We start from the raw sequence: 16,010 nt of genomic DNA on the forward strand, positions 1-16,010 counted from the left end.
CTATGCAACTAACAGCAGAAAATTACCGCGATCAATTGATCGCTTTGGCGTTAACTGACGATTTTGTGCGCCTGACCATGAGTGGTGCGGCACGCGCTGCCGATTTGCGCTGGCAGCGCGTGGTGGTGCGGCCTGTGCAACTGAAAAATGGGCGGGCATGGCAAGCAGCTTATTTTGATCAGCGCCAAAATATCACCAAAAATTATGCACTTGAGCAAGCCAGCGCCGCGCTTGGCGAGATTATCGACCTGCCGCTGAGCAACATCACCCTAGAAACCACCAGCGAACGCATTCAAGTCCAGCGCAGCAAAAAAGGCAAAGTCATTCTAAGTCGCGCCCGGAATCAAGTTGCTGCACCAGATTTGCGCCATAATCACGTCAAAGCTTTGCCCTTGCCCAGCGATCGCCCAGATGCCTATTTGCAAAAAACTGGCATTATGACCAACGATGGGATTATTCGCGCCAGCATGAGCAAAAAATACACCCAAATCAACGAATTTTTGCGGGTGTTTGATGAGCTTGAGCTGAAGCCCAGCGCCGAGCAACCGTTGCGGATTCTTGATGCTGGCTGTGGCTCGGCCTATCTGACGTTCGCCGCCTACCATTATTTGGTCAATATTAAGGGCTTAGCGGCAGTGGTGATTGGAGTCGATTCAAACGAGTATTTAATCGATAAATGTCGCGCTCAAGCAGCAGAATTGGGCTACACGGGCATGGAGTTTATTGCAACGCCGCTGGCCGATTGGCAACCAGCCTATCAGCCAGATGTGGTGTTTTCGTTGCATGCCTGCGACACCGCCACCGACGATGCTTTAGCCTTAGCCTTGCGTAGCCAAGCCCAAGCAATTTTGAGCGTGCCATGTTGCCATAAACATCTGACCCATCAGATTCAGGCCACTGTGCTGAAACCAATGTTGCGCCATGGTAGCATTCGCCAACGCACCGCCGATTTGGTGACCGACAGCCTGCGGGCGCAAATTCTGCGGATCAATGGCTATCGCAGCGAAATTATCGAGTTTGTTGATGCAGAGCATACTGGCAAGAATTTAATGATTCGGGCTACCCGCAGCAACAAGCCCGACCCCAAAGCAGCCGCCGAATACGAAGCGCTGAAGCAATTTTGGGGCGTTACGCCATATCTGGAGCAATTATTGGGATCAGGCAACTGATCCCGATTTTGATCTACGAAGCGCACGAAGGACGGAAACCGCGAAGGACGCGAAGAGCGCGAAGGCTTTTTTAGCCACAGGTTGGCACAGATTAGCCAGATTATGGTCTTTTTAGCCACGAATGCCACAAATTGCACGAACAATGTTCCGCTAGCCCAAAGCCCATAGCCATCGTTCCTCTTCGCCGCTGCGTTAAATTTCTAACTTCTGCCTTTTGCCTTCTGCCTTCTGCCTTCTGCCTTCTGCCTTCTGCCTTCTGCCTTCTGCCTTCTGCCTTTTGATTTCCCTATGTTCTATGTTCTATGCTCTCTGTTCTTTCTCTTACACAAAACTAACATTCCATCTATATTGTTCTAGTGGATGATCGGCTATACTCCATACACAGGTCGGGCAGCGATGCAGCGCCTGTTCCAATAGATACGCAACAGATTTAGACATATCAATACAGACATTTTTTGGAGGATTAACCGCTATGGCAAAGATTGTAGGGATCGACTTGGGGACAACCAACTCGGTAGTCGCTGTTATGGAAGGTGGCGATCCAGCGGTTATTGCAAACGTTGAAGGCGGTCGCACCACACCATCAGTTGTGGCCTTCTCGAAAAACGGCGAACGCTTAGTTGGCCAAACTGCCAAGCGCCAAGCAACCGTCAACCCTGAAAATACAATTTTCTCAATCAAGCGCTTTATGGGCTTGGAGTTTGATAAAGCGAATCAAGAACGCGGCACCGTGCCATACGAAATTGTTAATGGCCCTCGTGGCGATGCTCGGGTGCGCGTACCACGTACTGGCAAGGATTACACACCGCAAGAAATTTCGGCCATGACTTTGCAAAAGCTCAAAAATGATGCAGAGCAATATTTGGGCGAGCCAGTTCGCCAAGCGGTGATTACGGTTCCAGCCTATTTCAACGACGCGCAACGCCAAGCAACCAAAGATGCTGGCCAAATCGCTGGCTTGGAAGTGCTGCGGATTATCAACGAGCCAACCGCTGCTGCGTTGGCTTACGGCTTGGATAAAAAGAACGACGAAACTATCCTCGTATTCGACCTTGGTGGCGGTACCTTCGACGTTTCAGTGCTCGAAGTTGGCGATGGCGTGATTCAGGTCAAGGCAACCAATGGCGATACGCACCTTGGTGGCGATGACTATGACCATCGGATTGTAAAATGGTTGATCGACGAGTATAAAAAAGATCAAGGCATTGATTTGACCAGCGACAAGCAAGCGTTGCAACGTTTGAAAGAAGCTGCCGAAAAAGCCAAGATGGAACTTTCGACGACCATGGAAACCGAAATCAACTTGCCATTTATCACGGCAGATGCGAGCGGTCCAAAGCACTTGGTTACCAATTTGACTCGCTCGAAGTTCGAGCAATTGACCGCCGATTTGACCGAACGGCTCAAAGGGCCTTTTACCCAAGCGCTCAAAGATGCTGGCTTGAAAGCAACCCAAATCGATGAAGTCGTGTTGGTCGGTGGTTCAACTCGGATGCCAGTGGTCCAAGAATTGGTGCGCAAGCTGACTGGCAAAGACCCACACAAGGGTGTGAACCCTGATGAAGTGGTTGCCATCGGCGCTGCAATTCAAGCTGGTGTGCTTGGCGGCGAAGTCAAAGATGTGCTCTTGCTCGACGTTACGCCATTGTCATTGGGTGTAGAAACCCTTGGCGGGATCATGACCAAGTTGATTGATCGCAACACCACCATCCCAACCCGCAAGTCGGAAGTGTTCAGCACGGCGGCTGATGGCCAAACCGCAGTTGATATTCACGTCTTGCAGGGCGAGCGCGAGATGGCTGGCGACAATATGACTTTGGCTCGCTTCCAATTGCAAGGCATTACGCCTGCGCCACGTGGTGTGCCGCAAATTGAAGTGACCTTTGATATCGATGCCAACGGCATTATCAACGTTTCGGCGAAGGATAAAGCCACCAACAAAGAGCAAAAGATCACGATTACGGCCAGCACCAACCTGAGCAAGGACGATGTGCAAAAGATGGTGCGCGACGCTGAATCGAATGCTTCAGCCGACCAAGCCCGTCGGGCCAAGATTGAGCTGAAAAACCAAGCTGATAACATTGCCTATCAAGCTGAAAAAACACTCAGCGACTTAGGCGACAAGGTTGACCCAAGCGTCAAGAGCCAAGCAGAAGCCCAAATTGCCGACTTGCGCACGAAAATTGCCGAAGACGACGATGCAGGGATTCAAGCAGCCATGACCACTTTGCAACAAACCTTGATGAGCATTGGCGAAGCCCAGTATAGCGGCGACCAAGCTGCTGCTGCTGGCGCAACCGCCAATAGCAAACCAGCCGATGATGGCGTTGTCGATGGTGAATTTACCGTCGAATAAGCCCCAATCGCTTCGCTCAAGCCACCTCTATGCCTTGCATAGGGGTGGTTTTTTGTTGATCGGGGAGAAAATGTCACACCAATTTAGCTAAAATTCAGTCTTGCGATGGAGCCAAAAAATTGGTATGCTATTTACACTATCGACCAGATACCATTTTTGAAACCAAGGAGGGTGCATATGGCTGCTGTAATTGTGTTCTCAACCGGGGAGCTGTAAGTAGCTAGGGCACGATAGCCTAAACATCGGCCCTGGGACAGACTCCCCGTAGCGCTCGCGTTGCGGAATCAATTTCTATTGAGGAGTAAGCTGTCGCCATGAAAGGCCAAACCCGAAATTATTTAAATGAAGACTGGATTGAAGACCAAGAAGTAGAAGAAATAGCTGAGCGCCGAGAACGCAAAAATGATGATCGCCCACCGCCTAATCCGCGTCAACAAAAGGCCAAGGAATGGGGTCGGGCAATGGCGAAATATCATCGTCAGCGCAAAAAAGAAGGCCGCCAATAAAACCAAAAGCCCGCTGCAACAAGTGCAGCGGGCTTTGTTGTGGATGCTTGATGGATTAGTTGAAGATTTCGCGTAAAGCAACGAAGTTATCGATCACTGAAGGCGTTACTCGACGTACTGTATTCACATACGAGTTAAGGTTTGAACAGGTAAAACATTCTTCGGTGATAACTACGGCTGAGAGAACTGGCATATCTTTGCCATGATGAGCGCTATATTCATAATGGTAGACAGGGCTGCCACTATGGCCTGCACTAAGATCACATTTGACATCGTAGCGCATTGACCAACCAGCGCCATCCAAATTTTTGAACCAACGTGCGCCACAATCGTTCGGATCACCATACATGCGGGCTACTTGGCAACCTGCTGGCGCATTGCCGCGAGTCGCACCATCGCCATTACAATTTGGGTAGCCCCGATTATAGCTGGTGGTGTTCTTCAAATAGCTGGCCGTACGTGGCGCAACGCCCATCCACGAGGTCGTATCGCCTAAACGATCAGGCACAACGATCATCCCAATGTCCCAACGACGACGATTGCTTTGGTTAGGGTCGCGCCATTCTTCAAACGTCCAATACCACGATTCAACTGGTGGCGATGGATTGAGCGTAATTACGCTTGATCCATACGGTGCCGAGCCGCTGCCTGTGCCATTGCGCCCAGGCGTTACTTTGGTGGTAAACCACACGTTGGTGCCTACACGATTGATACAGTGTGCCGCTGTAATTAAGTGGCGTGGGCCAACAAACGTGCCAGTACAGTTGGAATCTTGGTTACCGCTTACCCGCGAAAATTGGCTGATTGTGCGTAATGGATATTGGCTGGTATTAGTTTTTAGTTGGCGGTTATCATCGCCATTGCTCCAGCCAAAGGGCGTGAACACTTCGCTTTGCTTGCTGCGCTGGGGTGCTGGGGCATCGATGTTGCCCGAGTAATCGCTTGGCGCGTTGCCGCTGAGCAAATTATTGCGTTCGTAGCAATCACGGATGCTGCTCACCGCATTGGCTTGCATCACCACCCGAAATTCCTTCAAGGTTAGGGTGTTGAACACCCGAAACGTGGCGGTCGCCGCAGGCACTGGCTCGCGTTCGTAAGGCTCATCATCGCCAGTTTCTAATGGCTCAACTGGCATGGTTGGTGCTTCGCTGGTCAGCACGCCAGTCGTAATAAATTCGACCGTCAAGTTGCGATTGACTCGTTGGACTCCGCTTGGTGGATTGGCTTGGCTCAACTTGGTTTTGAGCGCGTTCAATTGGAATGGATCGCCAGTCAAACATGGTTGGGCGCTGTTGGTTTGGGCTGAGGCTGAGCTGCTAGTCATTGAGAAACTGCCAGCTAAGAGGCCAACCGTACCAAGCAGGCTCAGCGTCGAGCGCCAAAGGTGATGGGTTCTGCGTTTCATTACTACACTCCTTCTTTGATTTCGATGGGTGTAGCATAGCAGCGTGACGCTGAGCAAAAGTCTCATTTCACGACTAAAAAGTCTCACACTTGAATTGGCAAGACCAAGCCATCGTAGGCAAGTTGCACATGGCTGGGCAGGTTGGCGTTCTCAGTTTTATAATCGAGGCTATGGCTGGTATGCACAAAAAATGTTTGCTGTGGCTGAATTCGCTCAACCGCCGCCAATGCTTGCGCAACCGTAAAATGCAACGGGTGTGGCTCATGGCGCAAGGCCCCAATTACCAAGGTTTTTACGCCATGCAATAGTTCAAATGTTGGCTCAGGAATATGGCTCACATCAGTCATATAGGCCAAATCGCCAATCCGAAAGCCCAAAATCTGCCAGTTGCCATGCTCAATTGGCAAGGGAATAAGCGCCACATCGCCGATGCTAAAGGCTGTGCCATCAAGCTGCTTGAGGCTCAAACTTGGCCGCGTTGAAGCCGATTCGCCGCTGGCAAAGGCATAATCGTATTGATAGCGAATCCGATCGAGGGTAAATTGGTTGGCATACAGCGGCAAGCTGCGTGGAGTATTTAAGGTAAATGGCCGCAAATCATCGATGCCACCAATATGGTCTTGATGCGGGTGCGTCACCAACACCGCATCAAGTTGCGCGAGACCTTGGCGCAAGCCTTGAATCCGCAAATCAGGGCCAGGATCGATCAAAATCGTTGTAGTTGGGCTTTGAATTAATGCGGCGGTGCGGGTACGCTGATTGCGCGGCTCATTCGAAGTACACACTGCGCAGTCACATGCCATCATTGGCACACCCATGGAGCCGCCACAGCCCAAAATTGTCAATTGCATCAAACCCACTCCTTGGTAGCCCATTCAAAAATCGAGTGCAGCTAGTATTTTAGCATGGCCCAAGCAGTTTTGCCGTTACAATGGAGCGAGCTTTGTTGATTGTTGGAGGTTGGAATGCGTGCAGTTGTTGAGTTAAATCGTGCTGAGCTGGTGACGATTTGCGCGGTGGTCAGCGCCGCAACGATTATGGGCGTTGAGCCAGCGGCCAATCCGAGTGAGCATGCCCAGTTGTTGCAGCAGGGCGAAGCCAGTTTGCGCCAACGCAATCTCGCCCAATCTGATCACGATGGCATGTTGATGATCGCCCGCGATACCTTGGCGCTGGTCGCAACCTGTGCCTATCCCCAACGCAGCCTAATTTTGCATCATCTGCCAAGCAATGGCGCATTGTTGCAGGCCTTTGGCCATAAACACGCCGATTCGGTGGTGTTTCACGAGGTGCTTAATCCTGATGCGCAACGCTTGCAGGCGCTTGGTTCATTGGAGGATTTGGCTCGCCATGTGCTCGATTGGTGTGGCTATGCTGGGGTTGCGCAAACGCCGCTGCGCTTTCATATTCAAAGCACGGTTTTGGCCGCAGCCCGTAGCCTAATCGAACGCAGCGAGGAGCAAGCAGCCTTGCAAGCCTTGGCTGATTCTGGAGTTTCGGCGCAAGCAGCCAGCGTATTTATTGATATGTTGAGCCAAAACCACACAACCAGCATTTTCAATGCAGTGGTGTATCAGGGCCAACAGGTGTTAAGCCGCGAATATACGCTGTTGCAGGCAGACGATCAGGCCTTGCTGATGACCCAAACCAATATCGAACAAGATCTCTATCAATTGGAAACAACCAGCCGCGAACGCTTGGTCAGTTTGTTGCTTCAATCGTTAGCATAGTTTAGAAGGACTGGGCGTGAATTCGCAGAACTCAAATCAGCTTATTCAGGGCGAAATGCTTGACGTTATCGCCACAATCGCGCCACAATCGATCGATTTGTTGTATCTCGACCCGCCGTTTGCTGCTGGCCGAGTGTTTGCCGATAGCGCTGGAGCCTTTGATGATCGTTGGCACGGTGGCTTGAACGAATATTTGGCTTGGCTTGAACAACGGTTGCTCGCAGCGCGCCAGCTGGTGGCTGAGCATGGCTCATTGTTTTTGCACCTTGATCGGCGCGCGGTGCACTATGCCAAAGTGCTGCTTGATCGGGTTTGGGGCTTCGATTGTTTTCGCAATGAAATTATTTGGCATTACACTGGGGGCGGTCGCGCGCGCCGCAGCTTTTCGCATAAGCACGATACAATTCTTTGGTATAGCAAGCATCCCCAACAATGGACGTTTAATTTGCAGGCAATGCGCCAACCCTATAAAGCAAGCAGTGGTTTTGCCAAGGCGGGCATTCGTTCGGCGGCGGGTAAGCACTATTTGCCGCATCCTGATGGCACGCCGGTTGATGATGTCTGGGATATTCCCATGCTCAACCCGATGGCTGCCGAGCGCTTGGGCTACCCCACCCAAAAGCCTGAACGCTTGTTGGAGCGAATTATTCTCGCTGCCAGCAATTCAGGCGATTTGGTTGCCGATTTGTGTTGTGGCTCTGGCACGACGGCGGCGGTGGCGCAACGCTTAGGGCGACGCTGGATTGCTGCTGATCAATCGACAGATGCCTTGGCTTTAGTCCGCACGCGCTTGCGTCAGCAGGCTGCCGAATGGCACGAGCACCTTATCCCGCCTCAGCCAGATTGGCTTGCCGCCAAGCATTAAGCGCCGTCGCTGCCACGGTTGAATCCCAATCTTGGCCGATTGCTTGATCGATCACGCCTTGCATGTTATTGCCAAGGCTGTTTGGTTGTGCCCGCAAATGATCGAGCACATTGGCCAGGGCAATAATTTGGGCGCTGCGGGTTGGATATTTGCTGCCATGTGGAAAGCCAGTGCCATCGAGCCGTTCGTGATGCTCAGCCAGCAACGGAATCAGGCTGCGCAAACTTGGATAGGCCTGCAAAATTGCGATGCCTTCATTGACATGCTGCTGATAGAGCGCAAACTCCCAATGTGGACTGCCAAGCGCTGGGCGAACCACCACACTGCGCGGTAGGCGGGTTTTGCCACAATCGTGCAAAAGCGCTGCCAGCCAAAGCTGCTGATGTTCGTACTGTGGTAATCCCAGCGTTTGGCTCATATGCCATGCCATGTGGCTAACTCGCAGCGAATGTTGATAAAGTTGGTACGAATGGCGCGCAATCGAATTTAAAATTAAGTGGGCTTCGTAGGGTAAAGTGAATGAGTTTGGCAGCAAGGCTGCAATCTCACGCGGAATGGAATGCCAAAGTTCCGGAAAAGCTGTTGTGTCCATGCCGCGTTCTCCTTCGGCTAAAGCCTGCCTGATTCAATATTGCCCCATTGCCATGCAACGTTCAATGGCGCGGTTTGTAAGTGCTGAGTGACAGTGATGGTTTCAATATCACCCCATTGCCAGGCCGTGTTGAGTGGTTCTGTTTGCAGTTGCTGGGTGGCAGTGATGGTTTCGATGTCACCCCATTGCCAAGCCGTGTTGAGTGGCGCGGTTTGCAGTTGCTGGGTGGCGGTGATGGTTTCAATATCGCCCCATTGCCACGTAGTGTTAGTTGGCGCTGGTGTATCAAATTGAAGTGTTTGGCTGCTTGTGAGGGCAGTGTAAACAAAACTGACCAAAATCAGGCCGAAGGTTGCGAAGGCGAGTAGGATGCGGCGACTAATTGCTGATGAGTTGTACACTGAGAGCCTCCTAAGCTGTATCAATTTGGGTCTGGACACAGCTTCGTTTTCTCGGTGCGACAACTCTGTGAAAGGCGTGCGACAAGCATGCGACAATTGTTTTAGATGTATTTAATTGCTGGGTTTTATCTGATATTTAAAAATTAAAAAAATCAGCCATGGCGTAGCGAACGACGCTCATGACTGATCGATTTAAGCAAGTTTATTTTAATTTATTGCTGAATTAACTGCCGCCGCCGTAATAACACCAGCATGGGCCATAAACAGCAGCTTGCGGCCACAAACGCTGCGGGGAGTCCCATGCGACTGGCGATTAAGCCAATGATTGGGCCACCTAAAATTTGGCCGAAGGCATCAGCTTGGCTAGTCATCGAGATAATTGTCGCGCGACTGCGACTTTCAATTAGCCGATTGAGCCAAGCGCTATACAACGGTTGAATGCTTTGGCGTAACATTCGAATTAACATAATCCAAAATAAGGCTATAGCAAATTGTTGGGCCAATGCTAAACCGAGCAGGCCCACTGCCAACATGCCATATTGCCAACGTAAGAGCCACATGCTGCGTTCGCTGGTGTTGCTGGCCAAGCGTTTAATCACGCTAACCGCCAATAAACTGGCTAGCGTTTCAAGCGCTGCAATTGCCCCAAACCATGTGACTGGCTGCCAATTTAGCCATGTTGGCAGGCCAATAGTGGTCAGCAAATGTGCTTCCCACAGCCGATCGTAGCCTTCGGAAGCAGCGCCAGCAATTGCACTGATCAGCAATAAACTCATCAGCACTGGCTGCCCACGCACTGCTTGCCAGCCATGACTAAACGTGGCCCCAAAGCGGCCCCAACTTTGGCGTTCAGTGGCAGGCGCGCGAGCAAACCCCGTTTCGGGCATCAACCAACGCATCCCAAGCGCCAAGCCAACCAAGCCAACGCCACCGCTAATCATCGGCCAACGTAGGCCAAGCTTGGCAAGTAACACGCCGACCCCAATACCTACTAAACTAGCGATGCTATTAAGCTGAGCGGCCTTGAGAAACAGCGGCTCGACCGCCTCAACGCCAATTTCATCGGTAATCCACGCTTCGGTTGCGCCACTGATCAAGGCATAGCCCAAAGCCCAAACCACTTGGGCCAATAAACTGCCAATAAAACTGCCGAGCCAAACCTCGCTGAGCGCTCCTAAGCCCAAAAATGCTATCCCAAGCACCACCGATAAACGCCGACTATAGACATCGGCGATAACTCCCGTCGGAATTTCCAAGCTGAAGGCTGCCGCCTCCAGCACCGTGCCCACCAACACCAATTGCAATGGATCAAGCCCAAGCACTTGAATTCGATACAGCATTGAGGCGGTAAAAATACAACTCAACAACAGTCGGCTACTAAATTCCAAAATCAGATAAATCAAACGCGCTTGCGGTTGCACATGCAACTCCTGCTAGAACAACGATTAACCCAGCATGGCAAGAATCAGCGCGCTTGTTAATATTCCCTCACCCCAACCCCTCTCCCACGGAGCGAGAGAGGGGCTTTAACCCTATGGTTGTGTCGCAATTTGTCGGCGAAACACAAATGCTCCCCCTCGCCCGCATTTCGTGGGCGAGGGGGCTGGGGGGTGAGGGAAGTTTACAGTTGCTGATACTCAACCCGAACAAGTCCAGCAGTGTGTAATAGGATTTGCATGCAATACCTCCAGTAAAAAATTCTAGTTGAGGTATACCAAGTTTTGGCTAACTTGAACTCAGTCGGATGTTGTATCTCCAACACAATGCTAACGTAGAAGCCTTCTCGTGGTGGGCTGGGCTATGCTACAATCGGCCTAGCGGTTAAATTCCGATTTAGAAGTTTGCAAAAGGAGTAGCGACCTATGGCTGAGCAACACGACGTTGCCAACGAGCGCGAACAGTTTCAATTTCAAGCTGAAATTCAACAAGTTTTACATATTTTGATTCACTCGCTGTATACGCACCGCGAGATTTTTGTGCGCGAATTAATTTCGAATGCCTCCGATGCCTTGAATCGGGTGCAATTCGAGATGTTGACCAACCAAGATGTGCGCGATCCTGAGTTGGAATTGGCAATCACGCTCGAAGCCGATAAAGATGCCCGCATCATTCGGATCAGCGATACTGGCATCGGCATGACCCGCGATGATATGATTAAAAACTTGGGGACGGTTGCCCAATCAGGTGCAAAGGCCTTCTTGCAAAAGCTCGGCGAAGCCAACCCAACCAATAGCAGCGAAATTATTGGTCAATTTGGCGTAGGCTTCTACTCGGTCTTTATGGCCGCCGATGAAGTACGGGTTACTTCCTTGTCGCACCAGCCCGATGCAACTGCATGGCGCTGGACTTCGCGCGGCGAAGCAACCTATACCTTGGAAGCAGCCGAACGCAGCGAACGCGGCACGACGATCGAAATCGTGCTCAAAGAAGATGCAGAAGAATACGCCGAACGCTGGAAACTTGAACAAATTGTGCGCCAACACTCAAATTTCGTGGCCTTCCCAATCTATTCAGCTGAGGGCGACGAAAAGAAGGTGCTCAATCAACGCACCGCTCTGTGGCGCAAGCAACCACGCGAAGTCACCCAAGAAGAATATAATGATTTCTATCGCCAAACCACGATGGATTTCAGCGAACCACTGAGCACTGTGCATATCAGCACCGATGCACCAGTCGATTTGCATGCAATTTTGTTCTTGCCCGCCAAACGCGAGCAAGGCATGATGCGCCAAATTCCTGATCCAGGCTTGAAGCTCTACTCGCGCAAGGTGCTCATCCAAGATCGCAATGAAGAATTGTTGCCCAAGCATTTGCGCTTTGTCCAAGGCGTGGTCGATTCGGAAGATCTGCCGTTGAATGTCTCGCGGGAAACGGTGCAAAGCAGCGGGACGTTGCGCCAAATTGCCAAAATTATCACCAACAAAATCACCAAAGAAATTGAAACGTTGGCCGATAACGATGCCGATAAATTTGCTGATTTCTGGCGTGAATTTGGGCCATATTTCAAAGAAGGCTTGGTCACTGATCCCGGCACGCGCAGCCAAATCGAACCACTTTTGCGCTTCCACTCGACCAACAGCGAGGGCTTGACCAAGCTCAGCGAGTATGTCGAACGCATGAAGGAAGGCCAAGAAGATATTTATTATGTGATTGCCGACAATGTGGAAACCGCCCGTCGTTCGCCGCACCTCGATTATTTCAACGAACGCGGCTACGAAGTGCTGTTGATGCATGAAACAATCGATAGCTTTGTTATCTCAAGCTTGCGCGATTTCCAAGGCAAAAAACTGCGCTCAGTCGATGATGCCGATATTGCTGGCGACGATGTTGAGCTGGAAGGCGCGCTCTCAGCTGCAACCCTCGGCCAACTTGGCGACCGCATCAAAGAATTATTGGGCGAGCAAATTAGCGAAGTTCGTGGCTCGAAGTTGCTGCGCAGCAATCCGGTGCGTTTGGCCGCAGCTGGCGATGATATGGGCCGCGATATGGATCGCATCCGGCGTTTGATGGGCCAAGAATATAGCGTGCCAAGCAGAATTCTTGAACTCAACCCACGCCACGCAATTGTGCATAACTTGGCAGCATTGCTCGACGAGCCAGATCAAGGCGAGTTGTTCAAGGTTGCGGTTGAGCAATTGTATGGTACGGCTTTGTTGGGCGAAGGCTTGCACCCCAACCCCAGCGAGTTGATCAGCGGCGTACACGCCTTGATCGCCGCCGCCACTAAAAAATAATACGTTTGAGATCCCCTCACCCCAACCTCTCTCCCACCTAGCGGGAGAGGGGCTTTTGGTTTAAGAAGGGGACTTTGTAACCACGAGAATCCCCAACCTGCGACCGATTTTACTCCAACTACTTCAGCCTATGCTTAGCAACGTTAAGTTGTACGTGTAATGGTTCATTGCGTTAACGATAGATTGCCCCCTCACCCCCTAGCCCAATCTCCCGCCCGCAAGGCGAGGGGGAAACACGAAAATAGTGCTCCCCTCGCCCGCGTTCAGTGGGAGAGGGGCTGGGGATGAGGGCATGAATCTCGTTGCCAATCTAACGAACCACTACATGGACGTTCTAGCAAATGAGGTGAACGATGAGTGATGAGTTTGTAGCCTTTCCCAAAATTGCTCGCTTGGCACGCCAAATTATTGTGACCGAGAAAATTGATGGCACCAATGCCTGTATTTCGATTAATCAACAGGGCGAGATTCGGGCTGGCAGCAGAAGCCGCTGGATAACCGTTGATGATGATAACTATGGATTTGCGGCGTGGGTTGCTGCCAACCACAATGCACTGCTTGAGCTGGGCGTTGGTACGCACCATGGCGAATGGTTTGGCCACCGCGTTGGCAAGCGCCAATATGGGCTGAACGAACGGCGCTTTGCCTTGTTCAATACCTCGCGCTGGAACGCCGAAAATTGCCCTGCTTGCTGCGAGGTTGTGCCCGTGCTCTACGATGGTATTTTTGATACTGCTGCTATCGAAGCATGTTTGGACGATTTGCGCATCAATGGCAGCCATATGGTTGCTGGCTTTATGCAGCCGGAAGGCGTGATTATCTATCACACTGCTGCCGACATCTTTTTCAAAAAAACCATGCCCAACGATGGAGCCAAAGGCAAAATTTAAACAATAAACATCGATCTTAATCAAACAGGCGCGCGATCAAGCTTGATCGCGCGCTTTTTTCATTCAAATTCTAAAGAAATACTTAAGATTTTAATTGACTCTTTACAAATTTATACTATTATCGCTGATGGGAATGTTCCTGCATTCGCTCTGGACTCTTGGACATTCGCACGTGTAGCCATCGCATCCTAGCCTCGTTCTACCCACGATCAATACCCAACGCTGAGTGTCCTCAATCAAAGGAGATTGTCGCTATGTGGTCGAACCTAAGCCGTTCGCGGTCGTTGTTGACCATTGCGCTCCTTGGGGTCTTGCTTGGTTCACTGAGTTTGTTACCAACGCACACCACCAAGGCCGCGATTACCGCCTATCAAGCCGCCGATCCGAATCTCGCCCCGTATGCCCAAAATGTGCTCGATCGTTTCGTCCAATACAAAGGTCAGTATTGGCTCGGCGGTCAGCAAGAAGTGCACTGGGATAATGGCCGCAAAGACGAAATGTCGAACGCCGTCTATGCCCGCACCAATCCCCAACGCTACCCCGCCCTGCGCGGCTGGGATTTTCCCATCGGCGGCGCATTGCCCAACGATGGCCAATGGATGATCGACGCGATTATCAGCGATTGGACTAACGCCAAGGTTATTCCAACCATCAGCCAACACTGGACTCCCGTTGCCAGCCAAGGCACCAACCACCAAGATATGTTCACCGTGGTTGATATCGACAATATGTTTGTCAACGGCACAACTGAGCGCAATAATTATTTGATTTGGCTCGATAATATTGCCGATGATTTGCAACAACTCGAAGATGCCAACGTGCCAGTGCTATGGCGACCATACCACGAGGCTGGTGGCGGTTGGTTCTGGTGGGATAAAGATAATGGCGCGACCAATTATCGCCGCCTTTGGGATGATATGTTCAGCTATTTGGTGACCACTCGTGGCCTGCACAACTTGATCTGGGTTTGGACACCTGGAGTCAAAGGGGTCAGCACCGCTTGGTATCCCGATGGCCAAGCAGATATTTTGGGCAGCGACGTGTACAACGAAACCTCGGGCAATTATGTCAGCTGGTACGAAGATCTTGGCCGTTTTTCGCAAACCAAGATTAAAGCCCTCAGCGAAACCGACTATATGATGGACCCAGCGCTTTTGAGCAGCGCCCCCTTTGCCTACTTTATGATCTGGCATACCGATATGTTTTATCGCAATAGCGATAGCCGGATTCAGAGCACCTATGCCCACTGGGCAACCTTGAATCGAACCAATGTTGGCCAGCTTTGGAATGGTACGCTTGGGATCGCTCCCACAGCGACCCCAGGTACGCCAACCCCAACTCCATTGCCCGGCATCGTCGTCAGCGATTTCGAAGATGGCATGCTGCAAGGCTGGACTGGCTCGAATTTAATTTCTGGGCCGGTTGTAACTACTGATTGGGCCGCCAATGGCCAACGTGGCATCAAAGCCCAAGTTGATTTGGCCGCTACGCCAGCAGCAATTCAGTTGCCAATTCAGCTAAACTTGGCAGGCCAATCACGCATCCAAATTCGCTTGAGCGCCCAAAATTTTGGGAACGGTCTCAACGCCAAGCTCTACATCAAAACTGGCAGCGCTTGGAATTGGAAAGATAGCGGCACAGTGTTGCTTGATTCAGGCACCAGCTTGCTGACGATTGAATTAGCTGGTGTACCAGATATTAACCAAGTGCGCGAGTTGGGGGTTGAATTCAATGCCTTGACTGGCAACACTGGCACGGCAACGATCTACGCCGATTATTTGACGGTTGGTGTGATCAATACTAATCAGCCAACCCCAACTCCGGGGCCAATCGCCACGGCTACGCGCACGCCAACTCAAGTGCCAACGGCGACTTCGACCAGCGTGCCAACCGCCACCCGCACGCCAACGCAAGGCCCAACTTCGACTTCAATCAGCATTCCAACGGCGACTTCGACCAGCGTGCCAACCGCAACCCGAATTCCCACCCAAGTGCCAACTGCCATCCCAACCAACACTGGCGGCGCTTGCAAGGTCGAGTTTAAAGTCCCAAGCCAATGGGGCTCGGGCTTCATTGCCGATGTTACCGTGACCAACCTGCAAGCAAGTGCCTTGAATGGCTGGAACGTCAAGTTCAACTTGCCCAACGGCCAAACCATCAGCAACCTGTGGAATGGCACGGTCAGCCAAACTGGCAGCGCAGTCACGGTCAGCAACGCTGGCTGGAATGGCTCGATTGCAGGCAACGGTGGCAGCGTCAACTTTGGCTTCCAAGGTGTTGGTAGCCCACCAAGCTTGGCCAGCAGCGCCTTCCAACTCAATGGCGTAACCTGCCAATAAACTACATTTCAACGCACCAACGA

13 protein-coding genes are annotated in these 16,010 nt (G+C 51.4%); 8 read left to right on the forward strand and 5 right to left on the reverse strand.

The window, feature by feature from the left end; all coding sequences use genetic code 11:
• The first annotated feature begins 2 nt into the window (after positions 1 to 2).
• The 3 genes from ACFMKP_RS02025 (at position 3) to ACFMKP_RS02035 (ending at position 4,031) form a co-directional block, all read left to right on the forward strand.
• Positions 3 to 1,169: a class I SAM-dependent methyltransferase gene (locus ACFMKP_RS02025; RefSeq protein WP_382288603.1), complete on the forward strand. Its 1,167-nt coding sequence runs from the start codon at positions 3 to 5 to the stop codon at positions 1,167 to 1,169.
• Positions 1,170 to 1,641: 472 nt separating this feature from the next.
• Positions 1,642 to 3,525 carry a molecular chaperone DnaK gene (gene dnaK / locus ACFMKP_RS02030; RefSeq protein ID WP_382288605.1) on the forward strand — a complete coding sequence of 628 codons (1,884 nt, stop codon included), beginning with the start codon at positions 1,642 to 1,644 and terminating at the stop codon, positions 3,523 to 3,525.
• A gap of 314 nt (positions 3,526 to 3,839) precedes the next feature.
• On the forward strand, positions 3,840 to 4,031 hold the full coding sequence (locus tag ACFMKP_RS02035; protein WP_054535119.1) for a hypothetical protein: 192 nt from the start codon (positions 3,840 to 3,842) through the stop codon (positions 4,029 to 4,031).
• A 55-nt stretch (positions 4,032 to 4,086) separates the two neighbouring features.
• Here ACFMKP_RS02035 and ACFMKP_RS02040 read toward each other — a convergent pair whose 3' ends face one another.
• Positions 4,087 to 5,436 carry a trypsin-like serine peptidase gene (locus ACFMKP_RS02040; protein WP_382288607.1) on the reverse strand — a complete coding sequence of 450 codons (1,350 nt, stop codon included), beginning with the start codon at positions 5,434 to 5,436 and terminating at the stop codon, positions 4,087 to 4,089.
• 83 nt (positions 5,437 to 5,519) lie between these two features.
• Positions 5,520 to 6,287, reverse strand: a complete 768-nt coding sequence (locus ACFMKP_RS02045) for an MBL fold metallo-hydrolase (RefSeq protein ID WP_382288609.1) — start codon at positions 6,285 to 6,287, stop codon at positions 5,520 to 5,522.
• Positions 6,288 to 6,401: 114 nt separating this feature from the next.
• Here ACFMKP_RS02045 and ACFMKP_RS02050 point away from each other — a divergent pair, with 114 nt between their 5' ends.
• Together ACFMKP_RS02050 and ACFMKP_RS02055 are read left to right on the forward strand one after the other, a co-directional pair.
• A complete protein-coding gene (locus tag ACFMKP_RS02050) occupies positions 6,402 to 7,166 on the forward strand; it encodes a hypothetical protein (protein WP_382288611.1) in 765 nt (254 codons plus the stop codon).
• A 16-nt stretch (positions 7,167 to 7,182) separates the two neighbouring features.
• Positions 7,183 to 8,031 (forward strand): DNA-methyltransferase, encoded by an 849-nt coding sequence (locus ACFMKP_RS02055; RefSeq protein ID WP_382288613.1) that lies wholly within the window; start codon positions 7,183 to 7,185, stop codon positions 8,029 to 8,031.
• On the opposite strand, the gene ACFMKP_RS02060 is transcribed toward ACFMKP_RS02055, so the two are convergent.
• From ACFMKP_RS02060 to ACFMKP_RS02070, 3 genes are all read right to left on the reverse strand, one after another.
• The gene (locus ACFMKP_RS02060) at positions 7,991 to 8,623 is read right to left on the reverse strand and encodes an HD-GYP domain-containing protein (protein WP_382288615.1); all 633 of its coding nucleotides are present in this window, start codon (positions 8,621 to 8,623) and stop codon (positions 7,991 to 7,993) included. The two genes, ACFMKP_RS02055 and ACFMKP_RS02060, sit on opposite strands and share 41 nt — an antisense overlap.
• A gap of 17 nt (positions 8,624 to 8,640) precedes the next feature.
• On the reverse strand, positions 8,641 to 9,024 hold the full coding sequence (locus tag ACFMKP_RS02065; protein WP_382288617.1) for a hypothetical protein: 384 nt from the start codon (positions 9,022 to 9,024) through the stop codon (positions 8,641 to 8,643).
• 212 nt (positions 9,025 to 9,236) lie between these two features.
• Positions 9,237 to 10,445, reverse strand: a complete 1,209-nt coding sequence (locus tag ACFMKP_RS02070) for an MFS transporter (RefSeq protein WP_382288619.1) — start codon at positions 10,443 to 10,445, stop codon at positions 9,237 to 9,239.
• Between the two features lie 441 nt (positions 10,446 to 10,886).
• Here ACFMKP_RS02070 and htpG point away from each other — a divergent pair, with 441 nt between their 5' ends.
• The 3 genes from htpG (at position 10,887) to ACFMKP_RS02085 (ending at position 15,987) form a co-directional block, all read left to right on the forward strand.
• Positions 10,887 to 12,758 (forward strand): molecular chaperone HtpG, encoded by a 1,872-nt coding sequence (htpG, locus tag ACFMKP_RS02075; protein WP_382288621.1) that lies wholly within the window; start codon positions 10,887 to 10,889, stop codon positions 12,756 to 12,758.
• 353 nt (positions 12,759 to 13,111) lie between these two features.
• The gene (locus ACFMKP_RS02080; protein WP_382288623.1) at positions 13,112 to 13,648 is read left to right on the forward strand and encodes an RNA ligase family protein; all 537 of its coding nucleotides are present in this window, start codon (positions 13,112 to 13,114) and stop codon (positions 13,646 to 13,648) included.
• A 254-nt stretch (positions 13,649 to 13,902) separates the two neighbouring features.
• Positions 13,903 to 15,987, forward strand: a complete 2,085-nt coding sequence (locus tag ACFMKP_RS02085; protein WP_382288625.1) for a glycosyl hydrolase — start codon at positions 13,903 to 13,905, stop codon at positions 15,985 to 15,987.
• Positions 15,988 to 16,010: the final 23 nt, after the last annotated feature.

Origin of the sequence: Herpetosiphon sp. NSE202 (assembly GCF_042688385.1) — a bacterium.
Lineage (GTDB): Bacteria > Chloroflexota > Chloroflexia > Chloroflexales > Herpetosiphonaceae > Herpetosiphon.

Bases quoted from the DNA above. Each gene is read 5' to 3' on its own strand.
- ACFMKP_RS02050 (WP_382288611.1), top strand. From the start codon at position 6,402: ATGCGTGCAGTTGTTGAGTTAAATCGTGCTGAGCTGGTGACGATTTGC.
- ACFMKP_RS02025 (WP_382288603.1), top strand. From the start codon at position 3: ATGCAACTAACAGCAGAAAATTACCGCGATCAATTGATCGCTTTGGCG.
- htpG (WP_382288621.1), top strand. From the start codon at position 10,887: ATGGCTGAGCAACACGACGTTGCCAACGAGCGCGAACAGTTTCAATTT.
- ACFMKP_RS02035 (WP_054535119.1), top strand. From the start codon at position 3,840: ATGAAAGGCCAAACCCGAAATTATTTAAATGAAGACTGGATTGAAGAC.
- ACFMKP_RS02045 (WP_382288609.1), bottom strand. From the start codon at position 6,287: ATGCAATTGACAATTTTGGGCTGTGGCGGCTCCATGGGTGTGCCAATG.
- ACFMKP_RS02040 (WP_382288607.1), bottom strand. From the start codon at position 5,436: ATGAAACGCAGAACCCATCACCTTTGGCGCTCGACGCTGAGCCTGCTT.
- ACFMKP_RS02080 (WP_382288623.1), top strand. From the start codon at position 13,112: ATGAGTGATGAGTTTGTAGCCTTTCCCAAAATTGCTCGCTTGGCACGC.
- ACFMKP_RS02085 (WP_382288625.1), top strand. From the start codon at position 13,903: ATGTGGTCGAACCTAAGCCGTTCGCGGTCGTTGTTGACCATTGCGCTC.
- ACFMKP_RS02060 (WP_382288615.1), bottom strand. From the start codon at position 8,623: ATGGACACAACAGCTTTTCCGGAACTTTGGCATTCCATTCCGCGTGAG.
- dnaK (WP_382288605.1), top strand. From the start codon at position 1,642: ATGGCAAAGATTGTAGGGATCGACTTGGGGACAACCAACTCGGTAGTC.